At 40.2% G+C, this 24,937-nt stretch carries 30 protein-coding genes; 18 read left to right on the top strand and 12 right to left on the bottom strand.

Features of this window, described 5'->3' with window-relative positions:
* Nucleotides 1-235: 235 nt before the first annotated feature.
* The 3 genes from ACOT8F_RS11780 to ACOT8F_RS11770 all read left to right on the top strand — a co-directional run bounded on the left by ACOT8F_RS11780 (nucleotide 236) and on the right by ACOT8F_RS11770 (nucleotide 2,727).
* On the top strand, nucleotides 236-988 hold the full coding sequence (locus ACOT8F_RS11780) for an SAM-dependent methyltransferase (RefSeq protein WP_421652105.1): 753 nt from the start codon (nucleotides 236-238) through the stop codon (nucleotides 986-988).
* Between the two features lie 27 nt (nucleotides 989-1,015).
* Nucleotides 1,016-1,507: a GNAT family N-acetyltransferase gene (locus tag ACOT8F_RS11775; RefSeq protein ID WP_421652103.1), complete on the top strand. Its 492-nt coding sequence runs from the start codon at nucleotides 1,016-1,018 to the stop codon at nucleotides 1,505-1,507.
* Between the two features lie 170 nt (nucleotides 1,508-1,677).
* A complete protein-coding gene (locus ACOT8F_RS11770; RefSeq protein WP_421652101.1) occupies nucleotides 1,678-2,727 on the top strand; it encodes a hypothetical protein in 1,050 nt (349 codons plus the stop codon).
* Between the two features lie 5 nt (nucleotides 2,728-2,732).
* Here the strand turns inward: ACOT8F_RS11770 and ACOT8F_RS11765 are convergent, their stop codons facing one another.
* The gene (locus tag ACOT8F_RS11765) at nucleotides 2,733-3,044 is read right to left on the bottom strand and encodes an alpha/beta fold hydrolase (protein WP_421652188.1); all 312 of its coding nucleotides are present in this window, start codon (nucleotides 3,042-3,044) and stop codon (nucleotides 2,733-2,735) included.
* Nucleotides 3,045-3,247: 203 nt separating this feature from the next.
* Between ACOT8F_RS11765 and ACOT8F_RS11760 the strand changes: the two genes are divergently transcribed.
* Nucleotides 3,248-3,724: a GNAT family N-acetyltransferase gene (locus tag ACOT8F_RS11760; protein WP_421652100.1), complete on the top strand. Its 477-nt coding sequence runs from the start codon at nucleotides 3,248-3,250 to the stop codon at nucleotides 3,722-3,724.
* Nucleotides 3,725-3,939: 215 nt separating this feature from the next.
* Here the strand turns inward: ACOT8F_RS11760 and ACOT8F_RS11755 are convergent, their stop codons facing one another.
* The 3 genes from ACOT8F_RS11755 to ACOT8F_RS11745 form a co-directional block, all read right to left on the bottom strand.
* A complete protein-coding gene (locus ACOT8F_RS11755; protein WP_421652098.1) occupies nucleotides 3,940-4,473 on the bottom strand; it encodes a TetR/AcrR family transcriptional regulator in 534 nt (177 codons plus the stop codon).
* A gap of 102 nt (nucleotides 4,474-4,575) precedes the next feature.
* The gene (locus ACOT8F_RS11750) at nucleotides 4,576-6,051 is read right to left on the bottom strand and encodes an NAD(P)/FAD-dependent oxidoreductase (protein WP_421652096.1); all 1,476 of its coding nucleotides are present in this window, start codon (nucleotides 6,049-6,051) and stop codon (nucleotides 4,576-4,578) included.
* 15 nt (nucleotides 6,052-6,066) lie between these two features.
* Complete coding sequence (locus tag ACOT8F_RS11745) at nucleotides 6,067-6,465, bottom strand: SRPBCC family protein (protein WP_421652094.1); 399 nt, start codon at nucleotides 6,463-6,465, stop codon at nucleotides 6,067-6,069.
* Nucleotides 6,466-6,644: 179 nt separating this feature from the next.
* Between ACOT8F_RS11745 and ACOT8F_RS11740 the strand changes: the two genes are divergently transcribed.
* The 7 genes from ACOT8F_RS11740 (at nucleotide 6,645) to ACOT8F_RS11710 (ending at nucleotide 11,542) form a co-directional block, all read left to right on the top strand.
* Entirely contained in the window at nucleotides 6,645-7,061 is a 417-nt protein-coding gene (locus tag ACOT8F_RS11740; RefSeq protein ID WP_421652092.1) for an SRPBCC family protein, read from the top strand.
* Nucleotides 7,062-7,406 (top strand): ArsR/SmtB family transcription factor, encoded by a 345-nt coding sequence (locus ACOT8F_RS11735; RefSeq protein WP_421652090.1) that lies wholly within the window; start codon nucleotides 7,062-7,064, stop codon nucleotides 7,404-7,406.
* A gap of 235 nt (nucleotides 7,407-7,641) precedes the next feature.
* Nucleotides 7,642-8,094, top strand: coding sequence for a YoqH family protein (locus ACOT8F_RS11730; protein WP_421652089.1), 453 nt, complete (start codon nucleotides 7,642-7,644; stop codon nucleotides 8,092-8,094).
* A 523-nt stretch (nucleotides 8,095-8,617) separates the two neighbouring features.
* Nucleotides 8,618-9,520, top strand: a complete 903-nt coding sequence (locus ACOT8F_RS11725; protein WP_421652088.1) for a Cof-type HAD-IIB family hydrolase — start codon at nucleotides 8,618-8,620, stop codon at nucleotides 9,518-9,520.
* Nucleotides 9,521-9,683: 163 nt separating this feature from the next.
* On the top strand, nucleotides 9,684-10,070 hold the full coding sequence (locus ACOT8F_RS11720; RefSeq protein WP_421652086.1) for a LysE family translocator: 387 nt from the start codon (nucleotides 9,684-9,686) through the stop codon (nucleotides 10,068-10,070).
* Nucleotides 10,071-10,239: 169 nt separating this feature from the next.
* Nucleotides 10,240-10,386, top strand: coding sequence for a hypothetical protein (locus ACOT8F_RS11715; protein WP_421652193.1), 147 nt, complete (start codon nucleotides 10,240-10,242; stop codon nucleotides 10,384-10,386).
* The gene (locus tag ACOT8F_RS11710; protein ID WP_421652187.1) at nucleotides 10,331-11,542 is read left to right on the top strand and encodes an ATP-binding protein; all 1,212 of its coding nucleotides are present in this window, start codon (nucleotides 10,331-10,333) and stop codon (nucleotides 11,540-11,542) included. Before ACOT8F_RS11715 ends, ACOT8F_RS11710 begins: the two co-directional genes overlap by 56 nt.
* Before the next feature lie 118 nt (nucleotides 11,543-11,660).
* Here ACOT8F_RS11710 and ACOT8F_RS11705 read toward each other — a convergent pair whose 3' ends face one another.
* Nucleotides 11,661-12,176: a GNAT family N-acetyltransferase gene (locus tag ACOT8F_RS11705; protein WP_421652085.1), complete on the bottom strand. Its 516-nt coding sequence runs from the start codon at nucleotides 12,174-12,176 to the stop codon at nucleotides 11,661-11,663.
* 250 nt (nucleotides 12,177-12,426) lie between these two features.
* Between ACOT8F_RS11705 and ACOT8F_RS11700 the strand changes: the two genes are divergently transcribed.
* Entirely contained in the window at nucleotides 12,427-12,807 is a 381-nt protein-coding gene (locus ACOT8F_RS11700; protein ID WP_421652084.1) for a carboxymuconolactone decarboxylase family protein, read from the top strand.
* Nucleotides 12,808-13,247: 440 nt separating this feature from the next.
* Here ACOT8F_RS11700 and ACOT8F_RS11695 read toward each other — a convergent pair whose 3' ends face one another.
* The 3 genes from ACOT8F_RS11695 to ACOT8F_RS11685 all read right to left on the bottom strand — a co-directional run bounded on the left by ACOT8F_RS11695 (nucleotide 13,248) and on the right by ACOT8F_RS11685 (nucleotide 16,058).
* On the bottom strand, nucleotides 13,248-14,315 hold the full coding sequence (locus tag ACOT8F_RS11695) for an ABC transporter substrate-binding protein (protein WP_421652082.1): 1,068 nt from the start codon (nucleotides 14,313-14,315) through the stop codon (nucleotides 13,248-13,250).
* Nucleotides 14,316-14,377: 62 nt separating this feature from the next.
* Nucleotides 14,378-15,235 carry an ABC transporter permease gene (locus ACOT8F_RS11690; RefSeq protein WP_421652081.1) on the bottom strand — a complete coding sequence of 286 codons (858 nt, stop codon included), beginning with the start codon at nucleotides 15,233-15,235 and terminating at the stop codon, nucleotides 14,378-14,380.
* Complete coding sequence (locus tag ACOT8F_RS11685) at nucleotides 15,198-16,058, bottom strand: ABC transporter ATP-binding protein (protein ID WP_421652080.1); 861 nt, start codon at nucleotides 16,056-16,058, stop codon at nucleotides 15,198-15,200. Before ACOT8F_RS11685 ends, ACOT8F_RS11690 begins: the two co-directional genes overlap by 38 nt.
* A gap of 258 nt (nucleotides 16,059-16,316) precedes the next feature.
* Between ACOT8F_RS11685 and ACOT8F_RS11680 the strand changes: the two genes are divergently transcribed.
* Entirely contained in the window at nucleotides 16,317-17,912 is a 1,596-nt protein-coding gene (locus tag ACOT8F_RS11680; RefSeq protein WP_421652079.1) for an ATP-binding protein, read from the top strand.
* 3 nt (nucleotides 17,913-17,915) lie between these two features.
* Complete coding sequence (locus ACOT8F_RS11675) at nucleotides 17,916-18,605, top strand: response regulator (protein WP_421652078.1); 690 nt, start codon at nucleotides 17,916-17,918, stop codon at nucleotides 18,603-18,605.
* 35 nt (nucleotides 18,606-18,640) lie between these two features.
* Here the strand turns inward: ACOT8F_RS11675 and ACOT8F_RS11670 are convergent, their stop codons facing one another.
* The 3 genes from ACOT8F_RS11670 to ACOT8F_RS11660 form a co-directional block, all read right to left on the bottom strand.
* Nucleotides 18,641-18,796, bottom strand: a complete 156-nt coding sequence (locus tag ACOT8F_RS11670; protein ID WP_421652076.1) for a hypothetical protein — start codon at nucleotides 18,794-18,796, stop codon at nucleotides 18,641-18,643.
* A 19-nt stretch (nucleotides 18,797-18,815) separates the two neighbouring features.
* Nucleotides 18,816-19,775, bottom strand: a complete 960-nt coding sequence (locus ACOT8F_RS11665; protein WP_421652075.1) for a D-2-hydroxyacid dehydrogenase — start codon at nucleotides 19,773-19,775, stop codon at nucleotides 18,816-18,818.
* Nucleotides 19,776-19,856: 81 nt separating this feature from the next.
* Nucleotides 19,857-20,309: a DUF2269 family protein gene (locus ACOT8F_RS11660; RefSeq protein WP_421652074.1), complete on the bottom strand. Its 453-nt coding sequence runs from the start codon at nucleotides 20,307-20,309 to the stop codon at nucleotides 19,857-19,859.
* A 230-nt stretch (nucleotides 20,310-20,539) separates the two neighbouring features.
* Here ACOT8F_RS11660 and ACOT8F_RS11655 point away from each other — a divergent pair, with 230 nt between their 5' ends.
* A complete protein-coding gene (locus tag ACOT8F_RS11655; RefSeq protein WP_421652072.1) occupies nucleotides 20,540-20,893 on the top strand; it encodes a DoxX family protein in 354 nt (117 codons plus the stop codon).
* Nucleotides 20,894-21,681: 788 nt separating this feature from the next.
* On the opposite strand, the gene ACOT8F_RS11650 is transcribed toward ACOT8F_RS11655, so the two are convergent.
* Nucleotides 21,682-22,029: a VOC family protein gene (locus ACOT8F_RS11650; protein ID WP_421652186.1), complete on the bottom strand. Its 348-nt coding sequence runs from the start codon at nucleotides 22,027-22,029 to the stop codon at nucleotides 21,682-21,684.
* A gap of 403 nt (nucleotides 22,030-22,432) precedes the next feature.
* On the opposite strand from ACOT8F_RS11650, the gene ACOT8F_RS11645 reads away from it, so the two are divergent.
* Genes ACOT8F_RS11645 through pcp form a run of 3 tightly spaced genes read left to right on the top strand, consistent with a single transcriptional unit; the run spans nucleotide 22,433 to nucleotide 24,758 of the window.
* Nucleotides 22,433-23,140 (top strand): DUF969 domain-containing protein, encoded by a 708-nt coding sequence (locus ACOT8F_RS11645; RefSeq protein WP_421652071.1) that lies wholly within the window; start codon nucleotides 22,433-22,435, stop codon nucleotides 23,138-23,140.
* Nucleotides 23,137-24,099 carry a DUF979 domain-containing protein gene (locus ACOT8F_RS11640; RefSeq protein WP_421652069.1) on the top strand — a complete coding sequence of 321 codons (963 nt, stop codon included), beginning with the start codon at nucleotides 23,137-23,139 and terminating at the stop codon, nucleotides 24,097-24,099. The genes ACOT8F_RS11645 and ACOT8F_RS11640 overlap by 4 nt, the downstream gene beginning before the upstream one ends.
* A gap of 11 nt (nucleotides 24,100-24,110) precedes the next feature.
* Nucleotides 24,111-24,758, top strand: a complete 648-nt coding sequence (pcp, locus tag ACOT8F_RS11635) for a pyroglutamyl-peptidase I (protein WP_421652066.1) — start codon at nucleotides 24,111-24,113, stop codon at nucleotides 24,756-24,758.
* The last annotated feature ends 179 nt before the right edge of the window (nucleotides 24,759-24,937 follow it).

Genomic DNA, 24,937 nt, shown 5'->3' with positions numbered 1-24,937 from the left:
ACTTTGCAAATTATCATACTCATAAGATGAATTTCACAGCTTATGTCTTTATTATACTTTGATTTATTGGAATGATAAGTCCGGATGTTGAAAGGTCAAGTTTGCAAAGATTGGACATTTGCAATCCGTTAGTTTTGAAGCATTGCCTGCAGGGCAGGTTATTGGAAGGAAGAAATAGAATATTTATAGAGAGAAATGCATGACCTTATAGAAAGAAATGATAGGGGGTTTTCATTTGGACAAAAACAAATATTCAGCGATTGCGCATCAGCATCATTCTATTTTTAATCCTCTTCCTGCATCAAAAATAGACAAAATAATCAAACTTCTTTCTTTGCATGCCAGTGACAATGTGATTGATATTGGGTCTGGAAAGGGCGAAATCCTTCTTCGTATTATTGAAAGATATAAAGCGAAGTGTACAGCCATTGAACAGTTTGAGGGATATGCAGAGAAACTGAGACTGTGTGCAGGTAAAAGAGGGATTTTAAAGAAAATTGATATCATACAAGAAGATGCCAAAGAGGCCATAAAATCTGTCAGCAAGCCATTTCATACAGGGATCTGCATCGGTGCTTCCCATGCTTTAGGAGGATACCGCAAAACTATCGAGGCACTCACAAACCTGGTTGAAAAGGGCGGATACATAGTCATTGGGGAGCTCTATTGGAGAAAGCATCCGGATGAGGAATACTTAAAGGGGTTTGGTGCAAAGGAAAAGGATCTGCTTTCTCATGCAGAAAATATTTTTACCGCAGAGGAATACGGACTGACACCAGTATGGGCAGCAACTGCAAGTGAAGATGACTGGGATTGTTATGAATGGCAGTATTCGAAGTCTATTGAAGATTATTGCTTTCATCACCCTGAAGATCCTGACTCGAAAGCTATGCTTGAGAAAATCAGGAGCTGGAGAAGGCTCTATTTAAAATGGGGAAGAGATACACTTGGATTTGGTTTGTATCTTTTCAAGAAGAAAAGTGACTAGATTCTAAATAGAAGAGTGGGAAGGCGAATGTCAGCTATTCAAAAAGATGTTGTTTTACTAGATTTTTACCGTTCAGAATATGAATCGAATTTAATAGAGTATTACTTGCCGCCTGAACAGCAAATTTACACAGCAGCTCCTTTGGATGCAGTTGAGAAATGCAGCACGGAAAGTGATCGATATCCAGTTGTCATTCTTCATAATGGTACTCTTGCCGGATTTTTTGTCCTGCACGGATGGGAAGGAGTAAAGGAATTCAGCACCAATGAGAAGGCTATTCTCCTGAGATCCTATTCGGTTAATGAAGCATTTCAAGGGAAGGGGATAGCTAATCAATCAATGCAGCTTTTGCCTTCGTTTATCACAAAGCATTTTCCAGAAGTAAATGAAGTGATTTTAGCAGTGAACCATAATAATCATAAAGCTCAATATGTTTATCAAAAAGGCGGCTTTGAAGATAAAAAGTTTCGTGCGATGGGTAAAAAGGGAGAAATGTTTATTTACCATATGAAAATTTAAATAGAATGGAGTTACATTCATTGAACTCATGCGATGAAATATTGACTGAGCCTGTTATATTAGCCTTCTGTTATGATCAAAAATAAGACTGAATTGCCAATACGAAACAACACGTGGTATGGAATTGCTGCGCAGATTTTCGGGTAAAATCCTAATTAAAAGCGGGTGAAATGATGAAGATTGGTACCGCGCGCAGGATAGCTGCTGAGTGGGTCAGGAAGTTTGCGGCTAATAAAAGCAGCTTTCGGGGAGCTTATTTTGCCGGCTCGACCATCGAGCTGCCGGAAGATGCTGAACTCCCTGCAGCATCTGATGTTGATGTGATGATTGTCCTTGATGAGGACGCTGCACCGCTTAAGCTTGGAAAGTTTTTTTATCAGGATGTTCTGATCGAGGCTTCCTATCTTTCTTGGAAAGAGCTTGTTCCGGTTGAACAGGTCATGACGTCTTACCATTTAGCAAATAGTTTTCGCAGGAACACGATTATAGAGGATCCGACTGGGCATTTGCATCGCTTGCAAAAAGAGACGGCTTCACGATTTGCAGAGAGAGAATGGGTGCTGAAAAGATGCGGGGATGCTAAACAAAGAATTGTAAGCGGTCTGAATTCAATTGACGAAGCAGCACCATGGCATGATCAGGTAACCTCATGGCTGTTTCCGACAGGTGTAACGACACACGTTCTCTTGGTTGCTGCCTTAAAGAATCCTACCATCAGGCTTCGTTATTTAGCTGTCCGAAATGTGCTTAACTCTTATGGCCAAGACGCAATCTATACCGATTTATTAACACTCCTGGGCTGTGAGCAATTGTCATCAGAACGAGTGGAAATGCACCTGGATGAATTGGCTTTTACATACGATAAGGCTGCATCTTTAGCAAAAACTCCCTTTTTCTTCAGCAGTGAAATCACCCAAGAAACAAGGCAGATTGCGATTGATGGAAGCCGTGAACTGATCCGCTCGGGCTTTCATAGAGAAGCGGTCTTTTGGATTGCTGCAGTGTATGCAAGATGCCATAAAATTTTGGCAGCTGACGCGTCGCCTGAAGTGCAAGAGGCGCTTGCACCAGCATTTGAAGCCTTGCTTGAAGATCTTGGGATTGCATCCAGCAGTGACTTGCTAAGAAGACGGGAAAAGGTATTTCGGTTCTTGCCAAAACTGATGGATACAGCGGAAGCGATCATGAACGAAAATCCATTCATTCAAAAGGGAGGCTGAGCGAATCATTCAGCCTCACATAACCTGCTTTCAACTACTTGATCCAGCCATTCACTGACTAAAGGATGGAATAATTGATTTTGTTCTATGTGGAGATTATGACCGGCCCGATCTAGGGCAACAAAGGTAGCATGAGGAAACTCTTCTGTGAGCTTCCACTGATCCTGATATCCCACTACATGGTCCTGTCTGCCGGTTAGAATTAGGGCAGGTTTAGTATATGGCTGATCAGGACCTTCCTTATTTATTTCGAGATCATACTGACGCCGGATCCGTTCCAAAAAAGAAGTATCTGCCGCTTGAAGGCCGGAAAGGATCTCTTGCTCAAAGCGGTTCCAATTGTAATAATCCTGTACGACTTGAATAGAGGTAAAGTCCTCTTAATTTTGCTAAACATAGCAGCGGCATTTTTATTTTCCATACTGTAATGGTAGTGAATTACCTAAGCATTTTCAAGTACAAGGAAGACAGGGGAGTATGATAACATAAGGTTAAAAATTCCATATGGAAGGGTGATCTTGTGATTCTCCGTTCTGTAAAACCATCAGACTACTATGCGATTTCCCCATTAATAAATAAATGGTGGGGCGGCAGGCAAATGGCTGATATGCTTCCGAAACTATTCTTTGATCACTTCACCTCGACTAGTTTCATTGCTGAAGAGGGAGGAAAAACGATTGGCTTTCTAATCGGATTTCTCTCTCAATCACATGCAGATGAAGCCTATATTCATTTTGTGGGAGTAGATCCGGATTATAGAAAACAGCATTTCGGCAGGCAATTATATAACCGATTCTTTCAAACGGCGAAAGAAGGCGGAAGGAATAAGGTGCGGTGTGTGACATCTCCGGTTAACAGAACCTCCATTGCATTTCATGGGAAGATGGGATTTGAGATGGAAGCAGGGGACAGGGTGGAAGATGGGGTGCCGATTCATACAGATTATGATGGGCCAGGGCAGGATCGGGTGCTGTTTTTGAAAAAACTGCCTTTTTAATTGGCTGTTTTCGCAAACTTTTGTATGGGGGCGCATTTATTCCGAGGGAGTTTCCAACCTCAAATTATGAGCAAAAGGATGGTCCGGAGATCTAATGAGAGTAAGGATGTCACTTCTCCATCAATTTGGATACCAGTTATGAAAAGGTGACTATGTTTCAAAGTGAAAAAACAGAAGTGAGTGCTCTGGAGAACTCATCTCTGTTTTTTTGCAATTTACTTCTCCATCATCCTCAAGAGGAATTCCGTTTTCGGCATCTGATAGTCATCGTTATGATGAATATCCAGCGTCATTAAACCGGACAGCACGATAAAATAATTAGAGATGATTTCGCGGTAATCCCCTTCGACGATTTCTCCGAGCTGCTGTCCTTCAAGAATTAGGGGTTCCAGCAATTTAATATATTTTTCCATTGAGTAATCTGAGAGCAGTTTTTTAACTGCTTCAGGAACTTCATCTGAAGTTCTCGCATGGTGAATGAGAAGGAAATAGAGCTGGCCGTCTTCCTCTAAAATAATGTCTGTCAGCACCTTCAATTTCTCCATCGGTGAACCAGGAATTTGATAAATTTTCCGAATTCCGGTGACAGAATCATTCATAGCCCGTTCAATAAGTTTTATGAACAGCTCATCTTTTGAAGTGAAGTACCGGTACATGAGACCCTGACTGATCCCTGCTTCCGCACTGATCATACTCATTTTTGTTCCGATAAGGCCTCGGCGGGCAAAAATCTTTAAAGCCGCTTCCATGATCTGCTCTTTTCGGTCATCCCGTTTTTGCTTTAATTGCTCTTCATTTAGAGGGGACAGTGTTGATGCACTCCTTCTTATTATGTTTGATAGCATTATTGATTATTTTACCAGATCCTGTGCCCGATAGATTGGAATATCCCCCGATATAAGAGAAACGATTTCCGCGAGAATTTTATCAACTGGCTGATGATAAGCTCCCCGAAGTTCTTCCAGCAGCTCAATCCCCTCAGAAGAGGACTCCAGAACAGAGGTTACAACGTTCTCATTGAACAGCTTGGAAGACGGAACAGAAAGCGTATTGACAGCCCAGTACAAACCATATAGATCAAATTTTTTCTGTTCAGTCGTAAATTTTAGCAGGAAATCCATAAATTTTTGAACAAAATCGATTCCCTTAAGAGGTCTGTCACTTTTGTATTCAACATTCTTCCATTGAAGGTCAGCAGCACAATTCAGCCACCAGGCCGGAGAGATATTTTTCTGAAAAGCAAAAAGCAAACGGCGTTCCAGGTAAGGCTCTGGCTGCATCTTTTCACTGATTAAAAAACGCTCAAGTGTTTCAGCTTCCATTGCTGCAACCGTCATGCCCTGGCCGAATATCGGATCGAACGTGCATATGGCATCACCAAGAACGAGAAGACCGCTCGGCCAATTCGCTATATCTTCATAATGGTGACGGATGATCTCAGGGATGCGGAAGCTTTTGGGAGGTGTGATGGGTTCAAGATCTTTTACTGTATCTGCAATGATAGGTGAGGAAAGATCTTTAAGGGCTTGTTCAAATTCCCCTGTTTCATAAGGAGGATAGTTCCCGCCAGGTCTTCCGAGAGCCAGCTCGGCAATTTGGTTTTCAATAAAGGAAAAAACACCAGTCATAGTCCCGTTTTCCGGATCTCCAGCAAGGTTGATCACGTCCAATTGATCAGCAAGTTCTCTTCGGTGGGAGGGGAGCTTATATCGCCGTGTGCTGTACCCGAGCTTTATTGTCAGGACATCAGGACAGGGGACATCAAATCCATGCTCTGTCAGCCATTTCTCTGTCTTGGAAGTCCTGCCGCTTGTATCTGCTGTCAGATCTGCTGTATACGTTAGTTCATCCTGAGTTTTCCTGTTGCGGACAGCTACACCCAGGACATGTTTTTCTTCCGAAAATAAGAGGCCTGTTACTTGGTGGGCTGGGAAGAAGCAGATGTTCGGTATCTTTTTTACACGCTCCCGAATAACCCATTCAAGCATCTGCCTGCTGAATTTGATATCATTTCTGGGGTATTTAAGCACAATGGCTCCATACTTATTTTGCTGATGTACGGTTTTATTCAGTGAGGAAGGAGCACCCTTCAAAATAAGGTCCTCTTCAAATCCAGGAAAGAAATGGTTGGTAATTTCTTTGCCCCGAAATGTGAAGCGGTGAGGATGATAGGCTTGAGGAGTGCCTGGTCTTTCATCAGGTCCATCAGGCAGCTCATCTTTTTCGAAAATATAAACCTCTCGATAAAAATCGGAAAGTACTCTAGCTGCAAGAAGGCCTCCAAATCCTCCGCCGATCACAATCGCCCGTTTCATTTTTGCTGTCATCCATCCATTCCCCCTTTAATTTTCTAATACCGTTTTTAATGCTTCTAGATCTTTTTTTCCTGTAAGAATCGCTTCTGAAAATTTTTCATCTGACATCCCCGGAAGCTGATAACCGGTTAATAACACTGTGCATCCAGCACCATTCGGAATTACCCTCATCGCATCAATAATTTCAACGCCTGGATCAGGAGATGTGACATGATCCAAAATCAAGTAGGGATTCTTCTTCGTTACCTGTATGGAAGATAAGGAGTAAGGTGTCTCCATCACCCAGCCAGTTTCCTCTTTTTTAATGGACGTACAATAGGAAACCCATTTTGGAAAATTTCCTAGATCATGCGCAAAATCATAAACTTCTTCTGCCGGAAGGCTGATTGATACGCTGATGGTTTCGCAAGCGATATAGTTAGTCATTTAATAATCACTCCCTTGTTTTAAAAATGAATGACTAGTTCATTCATTAACTTATGTTATTTTTTGTAAAATGTCAATGAGGAAAAATATATTTTTTCTTTTTATAAAACTAAAAGGTGTTATATAATGAATGTGAAACTAAAAGGTGTTATATTTTGAATGCAAAAAGGAGAGAGCATATGGAACAGGATATCAAGCAGGTTGCTGTTTTCAACGCACCTATACAGAAGGTCTGGGAAAAAGTGACGACTTCAGAAAGTATCGCTTCATGGTTCATGCCCAATGATTTTGAACTAAAGGAAGGACATGAGTTTCATTTACAATCACCGTTTGGCCCATCTTCCTGCAAGGTGCTAAAAATAGATGCCCCAAATGAGCTCGTTTTTTCATGGGATACAGAAGGCTGGGTAGTTTCTTTTCTTTTGAAGGAATTGGAGAGCGATCAAACAGAATTCACCTTAATTCATAGCGGCTGGAAAAACGCAGAAGATCTTATCGGGAAAGCCAATGAAAAAACCTCTATTATTCGTGATAGAATGGCCGGCGGCTGGATAAGTATTGTTAATGAGCGCCTGCGCAATACGGTGGAGAGCTAAGTGTCTGCCTTAAAGCATGATGTGTTTCAGGCGATTGCTGATCCGACGAGGAGACAGGTTCTTAAGCTGCTGGCGGAAAAAGAATTGCCAATTTCCGAAATCACATCTCATTTTTCGATCAGCCGTACAGCTGTATCCAAGCATCTGCGAGTTCTTTCTGAAGCTGATTTAATACAAGGCCAAAAAAAAGGCAGGGAAAAAATTTATAGGCTCCACCCTGAGCCCCTCATGGAACTGAAGCAGTGGCTATCTTACTATGAAAGGTTCTGGGAGAATAAGCTGTCGCAGCTGAAATTCGCGGTTGAAAATGAAGAACAAGAATATGAAAGGGAATCGCAGCGTTGAGCGATTTCCTTTTTTCATTTGGTTAGGCTCTTTTCTTAAACCTTGTTGCTCATGACCCTATATTTATTCCTGGAAACCATTGGCAGGGCAAAAACTTTAAGAAAAGATGCCCCGAAACTGATATTCATGCGTTTTTAAGCTCATGCGAACAGCATTTTGAGAAAACAGCCTTTGGTTAAAAATATTTTCAGCATCTTAGGGGAAATTAAGGAAAAGAACTTGCGAGGAAATTTACATGAAGCCTTTCATTTACACTTTCATGCTGCTTGCTTCCATTTTTATTGCAATGCCTGTTCATGCCTTATCGCTTCCTTGCAGTCTGGTTTTAAATCCAGCAGGGGATCAATTTCCGAATGCAAAGGGGGCTGCTCTTCTCTATAAGGCGAAAATGACGCCTAGCTTTCCCCGGACAAGTATCAGTATTCTTGCCGTGCATCTTCCAAGGCCCTCCTCACTCGGTAACTATGACAGTTATGAAGGATTTGCATTTATACCAAATGAGATTTCCTGGCGATTTAGGCTCTATTCGACTCCTGAAAAAGAGGATCCAACATGGGCAGGCAGGTTTGACTTAATCACTTCTGAAATGACTCAAGCAAGGGTACAGGTGCGTCTTTCCAATTCGAAAACAGAAAAATTAGGTTCAAGCATCTTAACAGGATCAGTTAAACAATGTCTAAAAAGATGAAATTTCCTATCCCTTCATAAATAAAAGAGCGTATAATGAAAGCAGCACCGACTGACTTTGTTTTTTGGATAAAAAAGGAAGGATGGTGAGTTGCGATGAAAAATCGTGAGAAAAAACGGAAAAAGAGACTCGAGCTTTTAAAAGATTACCTTAAAAACAGGCTGAAAAATTTAAATCCTAAACTGGGTAAGAAACCAGTTTCTTAAAAAAATAAATAAAGGTTAAAGAAGCATCTTTTTATGACAGATGCTTCTTTTTTGAGTTCTTTTAAACCTTGTTGATTGGAGCGGGTGCTGAGACTCCTGCTTAGAAAAGCGTGTCAAGGGAGACCTCGCAGGAGCAAAGCAACGAAGAGGGTCTAAGGTAAGCCCGCTAAAGCTTGAGTGCCTGATTGCTGCAATCAACAGCCAAGTTTAACATTATATTTTTTTAAAAAAATATAATATTAAGCAATTCCATTTTTTTTATCAATATAAAGAGTTATAATTTAAACGTTGCAGTTGTACTGGAGGGAATAACATCAATGAAATTATTTGCACTTGATATGGATGGGACCACTTTATCTTCTAAAAATGAAATAAGTCCTGAGAATATTCAAGCTATAAAAAAAGCACAAAGTCTTGGACATAAAGTAATGGTTTTATCCGGCAGGGCGCCGGAATCAATCAACAAACTTTTAGATAAATATGATATTCATCTTCCGATTGGCGGAAGTAATGGAACAGCAGTGTTTGCAGATGGAAAATTGTTAGAGTTAACTTCTTTAACTGACTCACAAGATCGAATCATAGCTGAAGAAGCCGAAAAGGAAGTTGTTCCTTTTAAGATCTATACCAATAAAGGTATTTATTTTCACAGTGAGTGGTCAGTCAGGTTAGAAAAAGTTCTGTCTTCGGGTGCTGTACCTGCTGAGCATTATGAAGATGAAAATTACGAGAAAATGATAAGAATTCCAAATACATCTGAAGAAGCCCTAATTTTCGATGACATCAGAACCTTATTGATGGATGAGGAATTAACCATACAGAAATTTTTTATTTTGGTATTGGATCCGATTCAAAGGAATCGGATATTGACTTCAATGAAATCCATTGAGGGTGTGTATGTCACAACTTCTTCTCCTTTTAATATTGAAATAATGAATATCAACGGGAACAAGGGAAATGGCTTAAAAGTAATGGCAAAGTATTTAAATATTCCTTTAGAAGATACGGTTGCTATTGGGGATCAGTATAATGACATTCCTATGTTCAAAGCTTCTGGATTTTCGATTGCAATGGGGAATGCGCAAGAAGAAATTAAAAGAATGAGCGACTATATAACGTTAACCAATGATGAAAATGGAGTTGCCCATGCTATTGATTATGTTTTAAGTTCAAATTATTTAACGTCTGTCAGTAATAAGATTAAGGATCCTATTTTTTAAGAATGGAATAAGAATAATTACGGGAAACTCGTCGATCATTGACGAGTTTTTTTATACCATTTTTCCATATTCATTTTCGATTGACTTAGAAAGAGCTTATTGCAGGGTTCGGTTTGAGTGTGCGGTTTCGAATTTCTTAATTGGCTTTCATTTTTGGATTCAGTTGATTGGCTCCGCGTTTCTTCTGTATTTAGGAATGACTGCACTTAGATCGAAGCCGGTTTTTGTGCAGGGTAAAACAAAAAGAATAAGTGCATTTAACGGTTTTCTTTCGAGTTTTTTGCTAACGTTGACCAATCCAATGACGATTTTAACCTTCGCAGCCATCTTTGGTGCCTACGGTTTTGCTTCTGAAAGCAATCCTCTCTCTGCGCTGCTTATTGTTTCAGGAGTATTTTGCGGTTCTTCTTTATGGCGGCTGCTCATATCAACCGGAGCTGGCTTGCTGAAGAACCGGACAAACGGTAAATCTTTGGCTCTTATGAACAGAATATCCGGTGCTGCTATTCTTCTTTTCGGAGTCTTTTTTCTTTTGAGATCACTCGTGTAATAAAAAAGGGACATCTAAATCGCAAACAATTTAGATGTCCTCTTTTAACATGCTCCTTTCTATTATGGGAATTCAGCCTAAACCTTTAATCAATTGTGAAATGTACTTATATTATCGTGGCAGTAATTGTGATAGCTTTAAAGTATAATATGGAATAATAGGAGCTTGTATGAAACAGTTCCAAACACAGGATCAAGGACTGAATATGAAAGGTAACGAAGATGAATATAATAAAGGATTTTTTGCTGCAGCTAACGTTTATGGTCTTACCTATATTTATTTACTTTACACTTATTACGGAAAAGGTAAAGAGTGATAAAAATAGAAAAGTAATTATGTTCATTTTATGGGGAATATCAATCATTTTTTGCATGTCCTTTCCAGTGAGTTTTGGTCAAAATGGCCGTTTAGATTTAAGAATTATCCCTCTATTACTTGGGAGCTTATACGGCGGATTTTTGCCATGCATCTTCCTATCAGCAATTATTATCCTTTATCGGCTTTATTTTGGAATAAGTATAGGATTTTATAATACTGTACTTGTTTTGTTATTATCAGTGCCTGTTATATTGTTTTTTCTAAAATCGTTTGCCAGTTCGAAGAAAGATAAAAGGGTTAAGATTGTTGTTTCTCTTTCCTTTTGCTACGGTCTTATTGGTCTTGCTGTTTCTGGTATTTTAAGAGGTTTTTCCTTAGATTATCTTAAAGTACAAGCTATTTATCTGATTTTTGTAGTGGCAGTTACTTTTCTTTTTACTATGTTGAAAGAAACGATTAGGGAGATCCAACAGCTGCGATCAGAGATGCAAAACTCAGAAAAATTACGTATTATTAGTGAGTTAGCAAGCGTTTTTGCTCATGAAATTAGAAATCCGATGCAGGTTACCCGTGGCTTTCTTCAACTTCTAAACGAGCCTGATTTACCTGATGATAAGAAGAAATATCTCCAAATATCCATTGAAGAATTAGATCGTGCAAATGAAATTATTAATGATTTTTTATCATTTGGAAAACCTTCTATCAATAGCAGCGAAAGAATCAACGCAGGTTATCAGTTAAAACGTGTTGTCAATATCATTCAAAATTACTCCCTGAACCATAATGTTGAATTGAAAACGGATATTCTTGAAAACTGCTGGATTTATGCTAATCCTCAAAAATTAAACCAGTCATTGATTAACATTTTAAAAAATGCGATAGAGTCTATGCCGAATGGCGGAAGTGTTTGGATTACATGTACTTCAACTGATGATGGATATATCAAGATTACCATCAAGGACCAAGGAATAGGCATGACAAAAAACCAAATTGATAGGCTTGGGTCCCCATTTTATTCCTTAAAGGAAAGCGGAACAGGACTAGGAATGATGATCAGTTTTCAAATTGTCCGTTCTTTCAAAGGTAAGATACAAGTTAACAGTGAAAAGGATAAGGGGACAGAATTCATTATTCTTTTCCCTCAAATAAATTAATTAAAGGATCAACTTCTCCTTTCGTTTAAAAAGGAGGTAGGATAGATGCAAAATTAGCACAGTCATTGGACTGTGCTAATTTTATTTTCTATTTCTTTGTGGAAGCGAGGAGAATCGATTAGCTCAGCACTTTCCTAAGATCAAAACGCCAGTCATTACACTTCATAAAGCTTCCCTGCGGATATTCAAATTCACATTCCGAGATTCGTTCAAAATGGAGCTTTTGGCAAATGGCGTTTGAAGCTGGATTGTTTATTGACGGGAAGGCATGAAGATAGTTGCATTTTTCCTTACTGGCAGCATGAGCGATCGCTTGTACAACAGCCTCACTGGCTATGCCCTTTCCCTGAAAGTGAGGCAGCACACCCCAGCCCATTTCATAAACTGTTTCTCCTTGCCACTGTCGTTCCCAATACCCCACAGAACCGGCAGCTTCTTGATCGGATTCGAAAACTATGCTAAACATACAGCCTGTATCCCCGATACTGAGGTACCGATCATGGCGTCTAATAACCTGTTCCTCAGTTTCAGGGCCGCCAAGGTGTTTTGTCATTTCAGGCGCATTCAGCTGAAAAAGCAAAGGAAGGTTGTTCCTTGCCCAAGGCTGTATGCTAACTTGTAATGCTTCTCCCATTCTTCTCACTCCTCATCTATTTGAGATCGTTTTTTCCGCTTTGTAACTATTCTTTTTGCTCAGTACCATGTCCTTTCTGAAAAAGGGGGAAATCGATGGTCTTTTTTAATTACTTTCAAAACAACTTGTAATTCTTCATGAAATATATTCCATTTTTCTGTTGACTTAGAGTCAGCTCGAAGGTATATATCAGAAGATCGACTATTACGAACAATATGTAGAGATGATTGAAGAAAAGGGGATTTAAAAAATGACTAATAGCCGTTATGAAACAGGTTTGAACATTATGAATAAGATTTTCGGTGAAGCAGCCGCAAGCCATACACGCGGGAATTTGAAGGAAACAGCACCTGATTTTGAAAAAATGCTTGTTGAATTTCCTTTTGGCGACCTTTACTCAAGGCCTAGGCTTGATGTGAAAACCCGTGAAATCGTGACAATCTCATCATTGGCAGCATTGGGATTTGCGGCTCCTCAGCTGAAGGTTCACATAAACGGGGCATTAAATGTCGGCTGTACGGAGGAAGAGATCATCGAAATCATGATGCAATTGGCAGTCTATGCTGGTTTTCCGGCGGCTCTAAACGGACTGAATGCTGCAAAAGAAGTATTTGACTCTAGAAAAAGCTGACGAGACTATCAAATGATTAATAGGGATGTTTCATTTACATGGCTCGGATTGGCGGTTTTTTTATCAAAACCCCAGGAGGGAAGAAAATCCTGATTGATTCATGGATCCATAATAATCCTTCTTGTCCTGAAAATATGAAAAACATAAAGAGCGTTGATTATATTTTTTTAACCCATGCTCACAGGGAGAAGTTATTTTCAGGGTAGTCATTTAAAAAAAGGCTGTTTTCGCAAAGATTGTTGCTATTTGTATAGTCTTTGAACACGCATAGTGATTCGCTTCGTGGCATCTTTTATTAAAATTTGCAACTGTATTCTCGCTCTAAATTCACTTAAATGGACGAAAAAACAACAAAGTTTAAGAAAAGAGCCTAAAAAAAACATAAAAAACCTTTAAAACCGATCCAAACTGGATTCCCGGTCTTAAAGGTTTTTTATTATTTATTTCACTTTATCAACAAATTCATTTGTATAGGTCTGGCTAATATCAACATTTTTTACAGCTGGTTTAAAAGCAGAGAGAATCTTTTGAACATTTTCAGGAACTCCAGCTGGCATTTTTCCATCTGCCGTAAACATTGGAAGCTGACCTTTAAGGGCTTGAATATATAAAGCTTTATCCCCTGCCCAATATTCTTCTGGCATTTTAGCAGCGATTTCTTCAGGAGTATGTGTGTTCAACCATTTCAATGTTTTTACATAAGCATTGGCTAATTTTTGAACCACATCTGGATTCTTTTTCACAAAATCATTGCTCATATATAGACTTGTTGATGCGTATTTTCCGCCCAAGGCTTTTTCTGTGCCATCCTTAGAATTCATGTCTACAAATGTGAATGCCATATTTTTATTCTTTAATATCGATGCAGTAGGTTCGCTTGTGACAGCAGCATCAATTCGGTTATTTTGCATTGCTGCAATTAAGGTTTGGCCCGCTCCAACCGGCAGCGGCTTATAATCACTTTCCTTATTGCCGCCTTTGACTACATTATAGCTTGCTAGCATGTTGGTGGAGGAACCCAGTCCTGTTACTCCGATGTTCAGCCCCTTTAAATCAGCCAGCGTTTTCACTTTATCCTTTAATCGATTAGAAACCATGAGCTGTTCCCCAGGAACGTCTGCCATCGTTACTACAGCTTCTACCTTTTTCCCTTTTGTCTGCAGATCAAGGGTATGATCATAAAATCCGCCAGCCCCGTCGACCTGTCCGGCTAAAAGTGCCAGCTCTGCGTCCTGACCTGCGCTTTCCTCTACAAGCGTTACCGTAATTCCTGCCTCTTTGTAGTAACCCAGTTTTTCAGCCAGCATGTATGGCATATAAATAATTTTCTCTAAACCGCCAACCATAATGGACACCCTTGATGGATCTTTCGCAGCAGTACTGCTGCTGTTGTCAGTTGTTTTGCTTGGTGCGGCAGACGTATTAGTGGAGGAACAGCCTGATAATAGCATGGCTACCATTGCTGCACCAGAAACCCCAGCACTTAATCTTTTCATTGTCTTGTTCATTCCAAAATTCCCCCTTATTTTAAAATAGCTCACAGCTAAACTTGCATTTCAGCCTTTCTTATTTATTGACGAATATGCCTCCAAGCGATAAACCGTTTTTCCAGCTTTGATACTCCCCAATCAGCGATCAGCGCCGTGATCGACAGGATTACCATTCCTGCAAATACACCAGTTGTATCAAACGCACCCTGAGATTGGGCAATAAGGTATCCAAGGCCTTCGGTTGCCCCAATAAATTCCCCAACAACAGCACCGATTAAGGCAAATCCAAAGCTTGAATGCAAACTCGATAAAATCCAGGTTAGCGCTGAAGGGATAATCACATGACGTGCCAGCTGGCGTTTGCTTGCTCCCAATAACCGAGCGTTATTCACCAAGTTCTGATCCACTTCTCTTACCCCTTGAAAAGCATTAAAGAAAACAATGAAAAAGGTAAGCACTAAACCAGAAGCCACTTTAGATGACATGCCAAGCCCAAACCATAAGATGAAAATTGGCACAAGTACGACACGGGGTATAGCATTGATCATTTTAATATAAGGACCTAATATAACTGAAAGCAGTTCATTCACACCTAGCGCGTAGCCGAAAATAATCCCCGCGATCCCGCCCAATATAAAAGAAAGGATTGTTTCTTCAAAGGTGACCAAGAATTGCTTATAAAGGGGACCTGCAGTAGTCCCGTGTACTGCCCATGACCAAATATGCTTTACAATATCGAATGGACTCGAGAAGAAAAATGGATCGATTATGTGGCTGCTTGATAAATACTGCCAGACTCCCATAAGAACAACAAACAATGAGAGCTGTAAGCTTAAATTGCGAATTCGAAGTTTTAACGCTTTCCTGCGCATCTCCGCTTTTCTTGAAATAATTTCAACATTAGCTGGACTTGGAATGGGGTTTGTTTGCATTCTCATTACTGATCATCACCTCGTCTTTCAAATCTTCCCAAATTTGTTTGTGGATTTTCATAAAAGCAGGGTCAAAGCTTATTTCTGCAACATTACGAGGTCTTGGTAAATCAATCTGATAATTTCCTTTTATCATTGCTCCAGGTCCGGCTGTGAGAACAATGACCCGGTCACTTAATGCAATGGCTTCTTCTAAATCATGTGTAATAAAAAATACCGATGCGGACGTTTCCTCCCAGATCCGCAGCAATTCATTCTCCATCAGATGACGGGTGTGTACATCCAGTGCCGAAAACGATTCGTCCATTAGCAGAATTTCAGGCTGTACAATGAGGGTTTGGGCTAATGCCACCCGTTTTCTCATGCCTCCGGATAGCTGGGAAGGATAATATCCTTCAAATCCTTTCAGGCCAACACGAGCGATCCATTTTCTCGCTTCATCATAGGCTTCTGCTTTACTCATTCCTCTTAAGCGAAGTCCTAAGGAGACATTATCAATCACAGTTTTCCATGGGAAAGCATTTTCTGTTTGGAATACACATGCAGCCCGCGGATTCGTTCCTTCTAATTTCTCACCAGAAATGAGAACCTCACCGGCAGTCGGGGGTTCAAACCCTGCAATCAAGGTTAGTGTGGTTGATTTACCACAGCCTGTTGGACCAACAATCGAAACAAATTCACCTTTAGAAATTTTTAAATCGATATTTCGCAGCACTGTATGGACTTCCCCGGTTGGTTTGATAAATTCTTTCGTCACTCCCTTTAGCTCAATCATGGCTGGAGTTGTTTGTGTCATGGCCTGATACACCTGTTTCCGAGCAGCATCCACTGTATTCCCCCATTTCTAAATTTGGTAGCGCTTACAAATTGAATTATAGAAAACTGACAATCCAATGGAAATATTTACCCGATATGTTTGATAAAAACAATAAAATCAATTTAAACGATTTTCCCAACGGTAAAAAGCCCTATTTTGATATAGACGATCCTTCTGTTTCTCATTAAAATAAAAATAGACACATTTTTCAGAAAATTAATATCGCTTCATCTAAATTGATCTCTGAATCCGGCAAGGAAGTGTATCGGGATGAAATCTAAAAAAGGTCCCATAAAGCTGCGAACCAAAATTATTGGTCTTATTTTGTTAAATCTTATATTTGTCCTTGTCCTTTTTGTTGTCACGCTTTCGTTTATTATGGTGCACAGGGAATATGATGAAGATGGTGTGAATGCTTTATCTGTTGCAAAAACGGTAGCTGGTTTGCCGGATGTTATCCAAGCCTTTAAAAAGCCTGACCCGGCGCTTGCCATTCAGCCGATTGCGGAAAATATCCGAAAGAAAACAGGGGCGCAGTTTATCGTTGTTTCAAACATGAACTTAATCCGTTACAGCCACCCTGACCCTTCAAAAATTGGCAAGCATATGGTAGGGGATGATGATAAACAGGTTTTGCGAGGGAAAGGAAGCATTTCACAAGCAACAGGAACTTTAGGGCTTTCCATACGGGGAAAGTATCCGGTCTATGATAACCAGCATCATCAAATTGGCATCGTTTCCGTAGGATTTCTAATACAGGACATATGGAAAAAGCTAACCTCTTTAATCTTAGAAATCATTGGTATAGGAGCAATTGCTTTAATTGTTGGTTTAATTGGTGCTTTTTGGCTCTCGGGTCATATAAAAAACCAAATTTTTAATTTGGAGCCCCACGAAATTGCCTTTCTTACCCAGCAGCAAGCTGCGATCCTGGAATCCATTCGGGAAGGAATCATTGCTGTTGATACGAATGGAAAAATAACCACTTTTAATCGGGAAGCCAAAAACATGTTAGCGGAGGAAACTGGTCCAATTATTGGGAAAGCGGTTACATCCATTCTTCCCGGTTCACGGCTCACAGAAGTCATAAACGAAGGAACGTCTCATTTTGACCAACCGATGATTATTGGCAATTCATTAGTCGTTGTTAACCGAATACCAGTTAAGCTCAACGGTGCAGTAATAGGAGCTGTAGCAAGTTTTCGCGACAAACTGCATCTTGATCAATTGGACAGGAGGTTGGCTGATATTGGCCAATATGTGGACACTTTGCGAAGTCAGAGGCATGAGTTTATGAATAAGCTTCACCTCATTTCTGGTCTAATTCAAATGAAGGAGTTTAAGCTTGTTAAAGAACTCATTGAGGATGTCCATAGCGAACAGCAAAACATGCTCGACTTTTTCCTTGCTCGGGTTCGCGACCCGGCAATTGTGGGTGTTCTTATCGGCAAAATGCATCGGGCAAAAGAATTGGGAATACAGCTTACAATTACTGATGACTCAAAAGTACCTGAGGTATGCCCGCATAGGGAAACAGTGCTGACGCTGCTTGGAAATGCGATAGAAAATGCTATGGAAGCAATAAAAACGATCGAAAAGGAGACGGCCCCTGCGGCTTCGATAACGATCCATATTAAAGAGGAAGCTGAGCGCCTATTTATTGAAGTGAGCGATACAGGGCCGGGAATTGATCCTGAACTGGGAGACCAAATATTTGAAGATGGCGGTACAACAAAAGGAGATGGCAGGGGTTTGGGTTTAGCATTAGTAACCCGTTTAGTTTCGAGAATAGATGGAAGGATCTTTATGATCTCTTCCCCGGAAGGAGCAACATTACAAGTAAGTTTACCAAGGGTGGAGGGGTAGAGAGTGAGTCATCAATTATTACGCGTGCTCGTTGTGGATGATGATTTTATGATTGCAAAGCTTCACGGAACGTTTATTGCCTCTCAAAAAGGATACCAATTAGCTGGAATCGCACATAGTTTTGAAGAAGCCATATCAATGATGGATATGATTCTACCTGATTTGCTTCTTTTAGATGTTTATTTACCAGACCGTTCTGGAATCGATCTGCTGAGGACCATTCGCTTACAAAATAGACGTTGTGATGTAATTTTAATAACTGCCGCTAAAGAGCTTGAGATCGTCGAAGATAGTTTCCGTTTCGGGATCATTGATTACCTGATCAAACCTTTTGACTTAAATCAGCTTCAGGCTTCCCTTTTGAAATACAAGATTTTCAAAACACGTCTTTCAGCATCCAGCCAGCTGGACCAAGGAACTGTGAATGATTTGAAAAAGCTGAGGGTTTCTGAATCATCGTCTATCCCGCTTAATCAAAAGGGAATTGACTTACGCACCCTAGAGAAAATAAAAAAAGCCGTCACCCAATCTCCAGATGCCCTAAGTGCTGATCAGATTGCAAAATTGGCAGGTGTCAGTCTATCGACAACCCGAACGTACCTTACCTATTTGGTCGATGAACATGTATTGATTGAAGAACAGCAATATGGAACAGTCGGTCGTCCTTTAAGAATGTATCGGATTGCAAATTAGATTTATTTAACTTATCAGACATACTCAAGCAGCGATCAGATGGGAAACGGCTCATGGCCATCTTCTTTGTTTTCATAAGGATGTTTGATATGGCAAAACCAAATGAGAAAGCTAACAGAAATCAATTCAGCAATAGCAGGTGTTCCGATGCTTATTTGGGTAATCAATAGAAAACGTAAAAAGAGGTCCAATAGGGCCTCTTTTCAACAATCAATATCCTTTTTCATAGCTTATCTTATTATTTGACGGCTCTTCGCCTTTTACATACTGTTTTAAGTTGGGAATGAAAATATCCTCTATAACCCGCTGATCATAGTATTCTGTAGAACCTGCGGTGTGAGGGGTCAATATAACATTCTCCATTTCCCACAAAGGGCTGGATTCTTGAAGGGGCTCTTTTTCAAATACATCAAGTCCTGCCCCTGCAATGCTTCCCTGCTGCAGTGCTTCGATGAGTTCTTCCTCAACCACAATGTCTCCGCGTCCGATATTTATAAAAATTGCTGTATCCTTCATCAGGTCAAATTGCTCTCTTCCAAACATCTTTTCTGTTTCTTTAGTTAAAGGAAGCGTTACAACGACAAAATCACAATCCGGAAGCATTTCGTTCAGCTGCTCTGGCGTGTACATCCTGTCCACATATTCCTCTTCCTTGCCGGAGTGGCGCAGGCCCAGAACCTTCATCCCAAATGCCTTGGCAATTTTGGCGGTTTCTTTTCCAATCGCGCCAATTCCTAAAATGCCAATTGTTTTATTGTGGATTTCAAGCTTTAAGTCAGCATGATGCCACGTTTTTGCCTGCTGGTTTCGCACATAAGCATGAATTTTTCTCGTCAAGCTGAGCATCAGAGCAAAAATGGTTTCTGAAATTGGAAAAGCGTGAACGCCATTTGCGCTTGTTAACAGCACTTCTTTCTTCTCCAGCGTATCAAGAGGAAGGCTGTTAACTCCTGCACTCCACGTCTGAATCCATTTCAGTTTATTTTCTTCTTGCAAAGAAGGCTCCATTGCTTTTTTCCAGCCTGCAATGATTTCTGCCTCAGCGAGCTGATCCTTCCAGACAGACTCTTCTTTCCCTGCTAAGATTTCCCAATCGGGAATGATCTCCTGTACTTTGTTTACATATGTATGATCTAGATTTTGAGCAATAATAAGTTTTCGTTTTGCCAATGAAACCGTCTCCCATCCCATCCATTTGAAAATATTGTATCAAAAAATGGGATGGAGACGGTAAGGTTAGGCTTTTTTAAATTAGAAAGGCTTCGTGACCATTAGTACAATTAACAGAATGGCTGCCGTATGTAAAAACCCATTATATGGAGCTATTTTTTTGCTGATTTGTAAGTAAGAGTCCGGTAATTCTTCACCCTCATAACCATCAAGAATCTTTTTTTGCTCGGCCATTCTTTTAGGGAGAATAACAGCAACTACCGGCTGCACAGCAACAAAGAGAACGAGAGAAGCTATGTACCATACCTTTGTGAACAGAAATGGGTTCAGCGCGCCTAATAACAGACCTGTGATAAGAAGGGTTAAGCTTCCGATCTTCGCGAGTTTTTCGATACCTTCATTCACATGAAAAGCAAACTGAGCTTGGGAAGCTGTTTTCGGCCTGTTCATTAGAATAGGGATTGCAAACGTGGCTCTAAGACCGCAAACGGCTGCAATAACATGGATTAAAACAAGAAAACCATATAGACTCATGAATCAATCCTCCTGCATACAATATAGGATAATAATACCAAATTATATTTCGTAAAAGGAAAAAATATACAAATTTTACAAAACTGAAACAATAAGCTGATTATTTTTTCTGAAAAAAAAAGGAATATTCCTTTTCGAAAACGATCTAAAGTACAAACTTCCTGAATAAACATAATAGTGTAACAAAGTCTTCCTGGCAGATAAAAATGACAAAAATGGGGGGAAGGATCATGGGCACTTTTTTGTTTATTCTTCAGATTATTTTAGTGGTTGCATTTGTTCTTTTCGGATTCATGAAGTTTGGAAAACAGATGGGGGAGGAATTTGAGCGGTTTGGCTACTCAGCCTGGTGCAGAATTGTAACGGGACTTGTAGAGCTTGTGGCGGCCGTACTTCTCATCGCTGGCTTCTGGAACAAGACTTCTCTTGCATGGGGCGCGCTTTTGATTTCCTTAACGATGATCGGAGCTGTTATCACTCATCTTAAAGTAAAGGATTCGTTTTCAAAATACGCTTCACCGCTTGTTTTGCTAATCATTGGATTAATTGTTTTGTTCTCCAATTGGGGTTCTCTTTTCGGATAACTGACTGAAGAATGCCGGCCATTACGCCGGCATTTTTTCGCCGTCTAGGAAACTATAAAATCTAGATCTGTGGATATTTGTTCTGGGATAGGGGAGGTGGTTATAGGGGGAGCTGTGTATAAGGGAGGAAATTGTGTATAAGGGGGGAGCCATGAGCATAAGGAGGAAAGCCGAGCATAATGGGAAAAAGCTGCGCATATTGTGAGTAACCGATTACAAATGAGTGAAGCCGAGCGTAATGAGATTTTGTAGTGCATAAACTCTGGAAAGCCGTGCATAAACACCGAAAACCCGTGCATGAACTCCAAAAAGCTGTGCATAAACTTCGAAAACCCGTGCATAAACTCCAAAAAGCTGTGCATAAACTTCGAAAACTCGTGCATTAACCCCGCGTCACTGCCAAAAAATCAGTGAAGCTTAGCTCTTAGTCTTAAAGTAGCTCTATTTTCTATTCAAAATCAAAGGCTTTTTTCATAATCTTTGCTGTTTTTCATTCAATCAAGTGAACATCAAGCTAAAAAAACTGCGAATTTTTAGGAAAATAAACCACAAAGCTATTCTTTATGCGTGTTCTTAGACCTTACGATTCGCAGCATTCAATGCGAAAACAGGCAAATCCAAAGAAAGTGAATGAAAATCCTCTATTAAGCCCCTAAATGCTTCAAAATAAATGGTTCTGTTAAATTTAAATTTATATAGGAATTAGGGGACCATTCATTTGTCGAGGTCCCCCATTCTTGTTCAACTAACTCCCCCGTTAAGCTCAATAGCAAATGAATTACAACTTGTTATTTCTCCCAAAGCTCGACCAGTCGACCTTCAGGATCTTCAATCCAAATAAACTTTCCAAATTCACTGATCTCTTTTTTCTTTGCAAGAGGTACACCAATATGTTCAAGATGGTTAATAGTTTCGTTTAGATTATGTACTTGGAAATTTAACATCACTTGTTGTTCTGTTGGAAAACAACTGTCATTCTCGGTAAAGAAAGAAAAGATCGTCTCATTTCCTAATTGGGGTTTTATCAAGGTCCCATTCCAATTTTCTATTTCAATCTTCAACACTTCACTGTACCATTTTTTAATAACTTCAAGATTCTTAGTTCTCCAAAATATTCCTCCGAAACCTTTTATCATCATATCTAACTCCTGTCTGTCATGTGATTTTTAGCTATCCGATTACATTAGATATTCGAGATTTCAATTTAAGTTCCTTTTTCTATACTGCCCGATAGTTAAATAAGCACTATACAGCGAATTTTGATAAACGTAAACTATCGTAAGTATCTGTCATTTCAACGTGAATGGAGCTAAAGTATAAATTTTATTGAATGCTGTGAGTTGACCTGCGCAAGCAGCCTAACGCCTCGAGTCGCTCGAAAAATCCCAAAGTCAAAACCGGAAGTTGTGGGATTTTCCATCCAGCGCTAGCGTTTTTCTTATATGGTAATTTTTAAAAATAAAGAACATTTTGAAAAATGATTAAATTAAGGTAAAATTATTTTAGAAACATTTTTAGCAGCAGGAAAGGGGATTTTATATGGTATTCATTGGTGTTTTATTAATTATCGCAGGCTTTTTGCTGAAATTTAATTCGGCAGTCGTTGTAACTGTTTCCGCTCTCGTAACAGGGCTAATCGCAGGAATTCCAATCTATGATATTATTTCGAAATTCGGTGAGGCGTTTACAACGAACAGGTATATGTCGATTCTTCTTGTGACACTGCCCGTCGTTGGTTTACTTGAGAAAAACGGTCTGCAGCAGCAAGCAGCCCGAATCATTGAAAAAATTAAAACGGCAACAGTCGGACGTGTTCTGACAATGTATCTCTTGATTCGCGAAGTTGGCGCTGCACTTGGACTGAACAGCCTTGGAGGCCATCCGCAGACAGTGAGGCCTCTTATTGCTCCGATGTCTGAAGGAGCAGCGAAAGCAAAGTACGGCAAACTGCCTGAAGAAGAAGAACAGGAAATTCGGGCACACGCAGCAGCAACAGATAATATTGGCTTATTTTTCGGGGAGGACATCTTCGTTGCCGTTGGTGCGATTTTGCTGATGAGCGGATTTTTCAAGCAAAACCATGTCCAAGCGGATCCAATTGCAATGGCATTATGGGGAATTCCAACAGCGGTTTTTGCCTTTATTGTACACGCAATCAGGCTTCGCATGCTTGACCGGAAGCTGGATAAGCGATTGGGGAACACTTCAGAAATAAAGACTGGTAAAGAAAGAGAGCATACTCTATGATTTTTTCCGTTGAAATGATTTATGTCCTGATGGGTATTATTGTTCTTGGCTGTTCTTTTTATATTTTTATGGATAAAACAAATAACAGGCGTTTTACCTCAGGGGGATTTTATTTCCTCTATTCCATCACATTGATGTTTGGAGCAGTGATCCCGTCTTTTTATATTGGGTTTTTGGTCATCATAATGGTGTTAATTATTGCTGGCGGCGGTCTGCGAAAAAGCGACCATATCGAAGAGGATGCTGCCTTGAAAGAAGAGCGAAGAAAGCGATTTGGAGGCAGTTTGTTTCTTCCGGCTATTCTGATTCCTGTTTTAACAATAGTGTTTTCCAAGCTGTTTGCCAACGTGAAAATTGGGGGACTAGCACTGCTTGACCAGACAAATGTCACAATGGTTGCTTTAGGGCTTGCTTGTATCATTGCGATTATTACGGCAATGACCATGACAAAAAGCACACCGGCAACAACGATTAAAGAATCACGCCGTCTGCTTGAGTCAATCGGCTGGGCGGTTGTGCTTCCGCAGCTTTTGGCAACACTCGGAACCATTTATGCAGCAGCAGGTGTTGGAACGGTTGTTTCCAATACGGTCAAAACCTTCATACCAGAGAATTCTCTGTTCTGGATTGTTGTTGTTTTCTGTCTGGGAATGGCTCTTTTCACGATGATAATGGGAAATGCATTTGCGGCCTTTCCGGTTATGGCAGCAGGTATTGCGATACCGATGCTGATTAACCAATTTGATGCCAATCCGAATCACATTGCGGCCATTTCCATGTTCGCCGGCTATTGCGGGACACTCATGACACCGATGGCTGCTAATTTCAATATAGTTCCGGCCGCATTGCTTGATTTAAAAGATAAAAACCATGTCATTAAAGTTCAGACTCCAACGGCATTGATTGTCCTTGTTTTTAATATTGTCCTCATGTATGTGCTCGTTTCATTTAAAATTTAGGAGGAGCAGCTATGTCGAAAAAAGTGCTGTTAACAGGTTTTGAACCATTTGGCGGAGAAAAAATCAATCCTTCCTGGGAAGCAGTCAAACAGTTAAATGGAAAAGTATTCGATGACATCGAACTTTCCGCTGAAAGAATTCCAACTGTTTACAGAGAATCGATTGACGCACTTGAAATGCATATTGAAAAGCATCAGCCGGATATAGTGATCTGTGTCGGACAGGCTGGAGGAAGACTTCACGTGACACCGGAAAAAGTAGCGATCAATTTAGATGAAGCAAGAATACCGGATAATGCCGGCAACCAGCCGATTGACGAGAAAATTTCTGAAGATGGGCCCGCTGCTTATTTTACAGGTCTTCCGATTAAACGGATGGTTGAAGGTATGAAGGAACAAGGTATTCCCGCATCTGTTTCCTATACAGCGGGGACCTTTGTCTGCAACCATGTTTTCTATGGGTTGATGGACTATATCCATAGAACATCAAGCAATATCCGCGGAGGATTTATTCATATACCTTTTATTACGGAGCAAGTGGTGGATAAGAAGGCCCCTTCTTTAAGCCTTGATACGATTGTAAAGGGGATTCGGATTGCAGCGGTGGGGGCTGCTAGACATGAAGCTGATGTTCACAGTGTTGGAGGGGCGACTCACTAGATTGTTGGGTGTTAAAGTCGGATTTGGACAGTAAGAATGGTAGTTTGGCTTGTAAGGACAGTAAGCCATTGAAGAAGAATGAGAATACCGTTAAAATTCTATTTTCACATGTCAAAAGACGGGAATAAACCAGATGAAGCCAGATCAGTAATATGATCTGGCCTTTTCTTGTTGAAAAA

The sequence above is a fragment of the Chryseobacillus diguaensis genome (assembly GCF_049220665.1).
In the GTDB taxonomy this organism is placed as follows: domain Bacteria; phylum Bacillota; class Bacilli; order Bacillales; family Bacillaceae; genus Metabacillus_B.
This window is presented reverse-complemented; position numbering and strand designations above follow the sequence as displayed.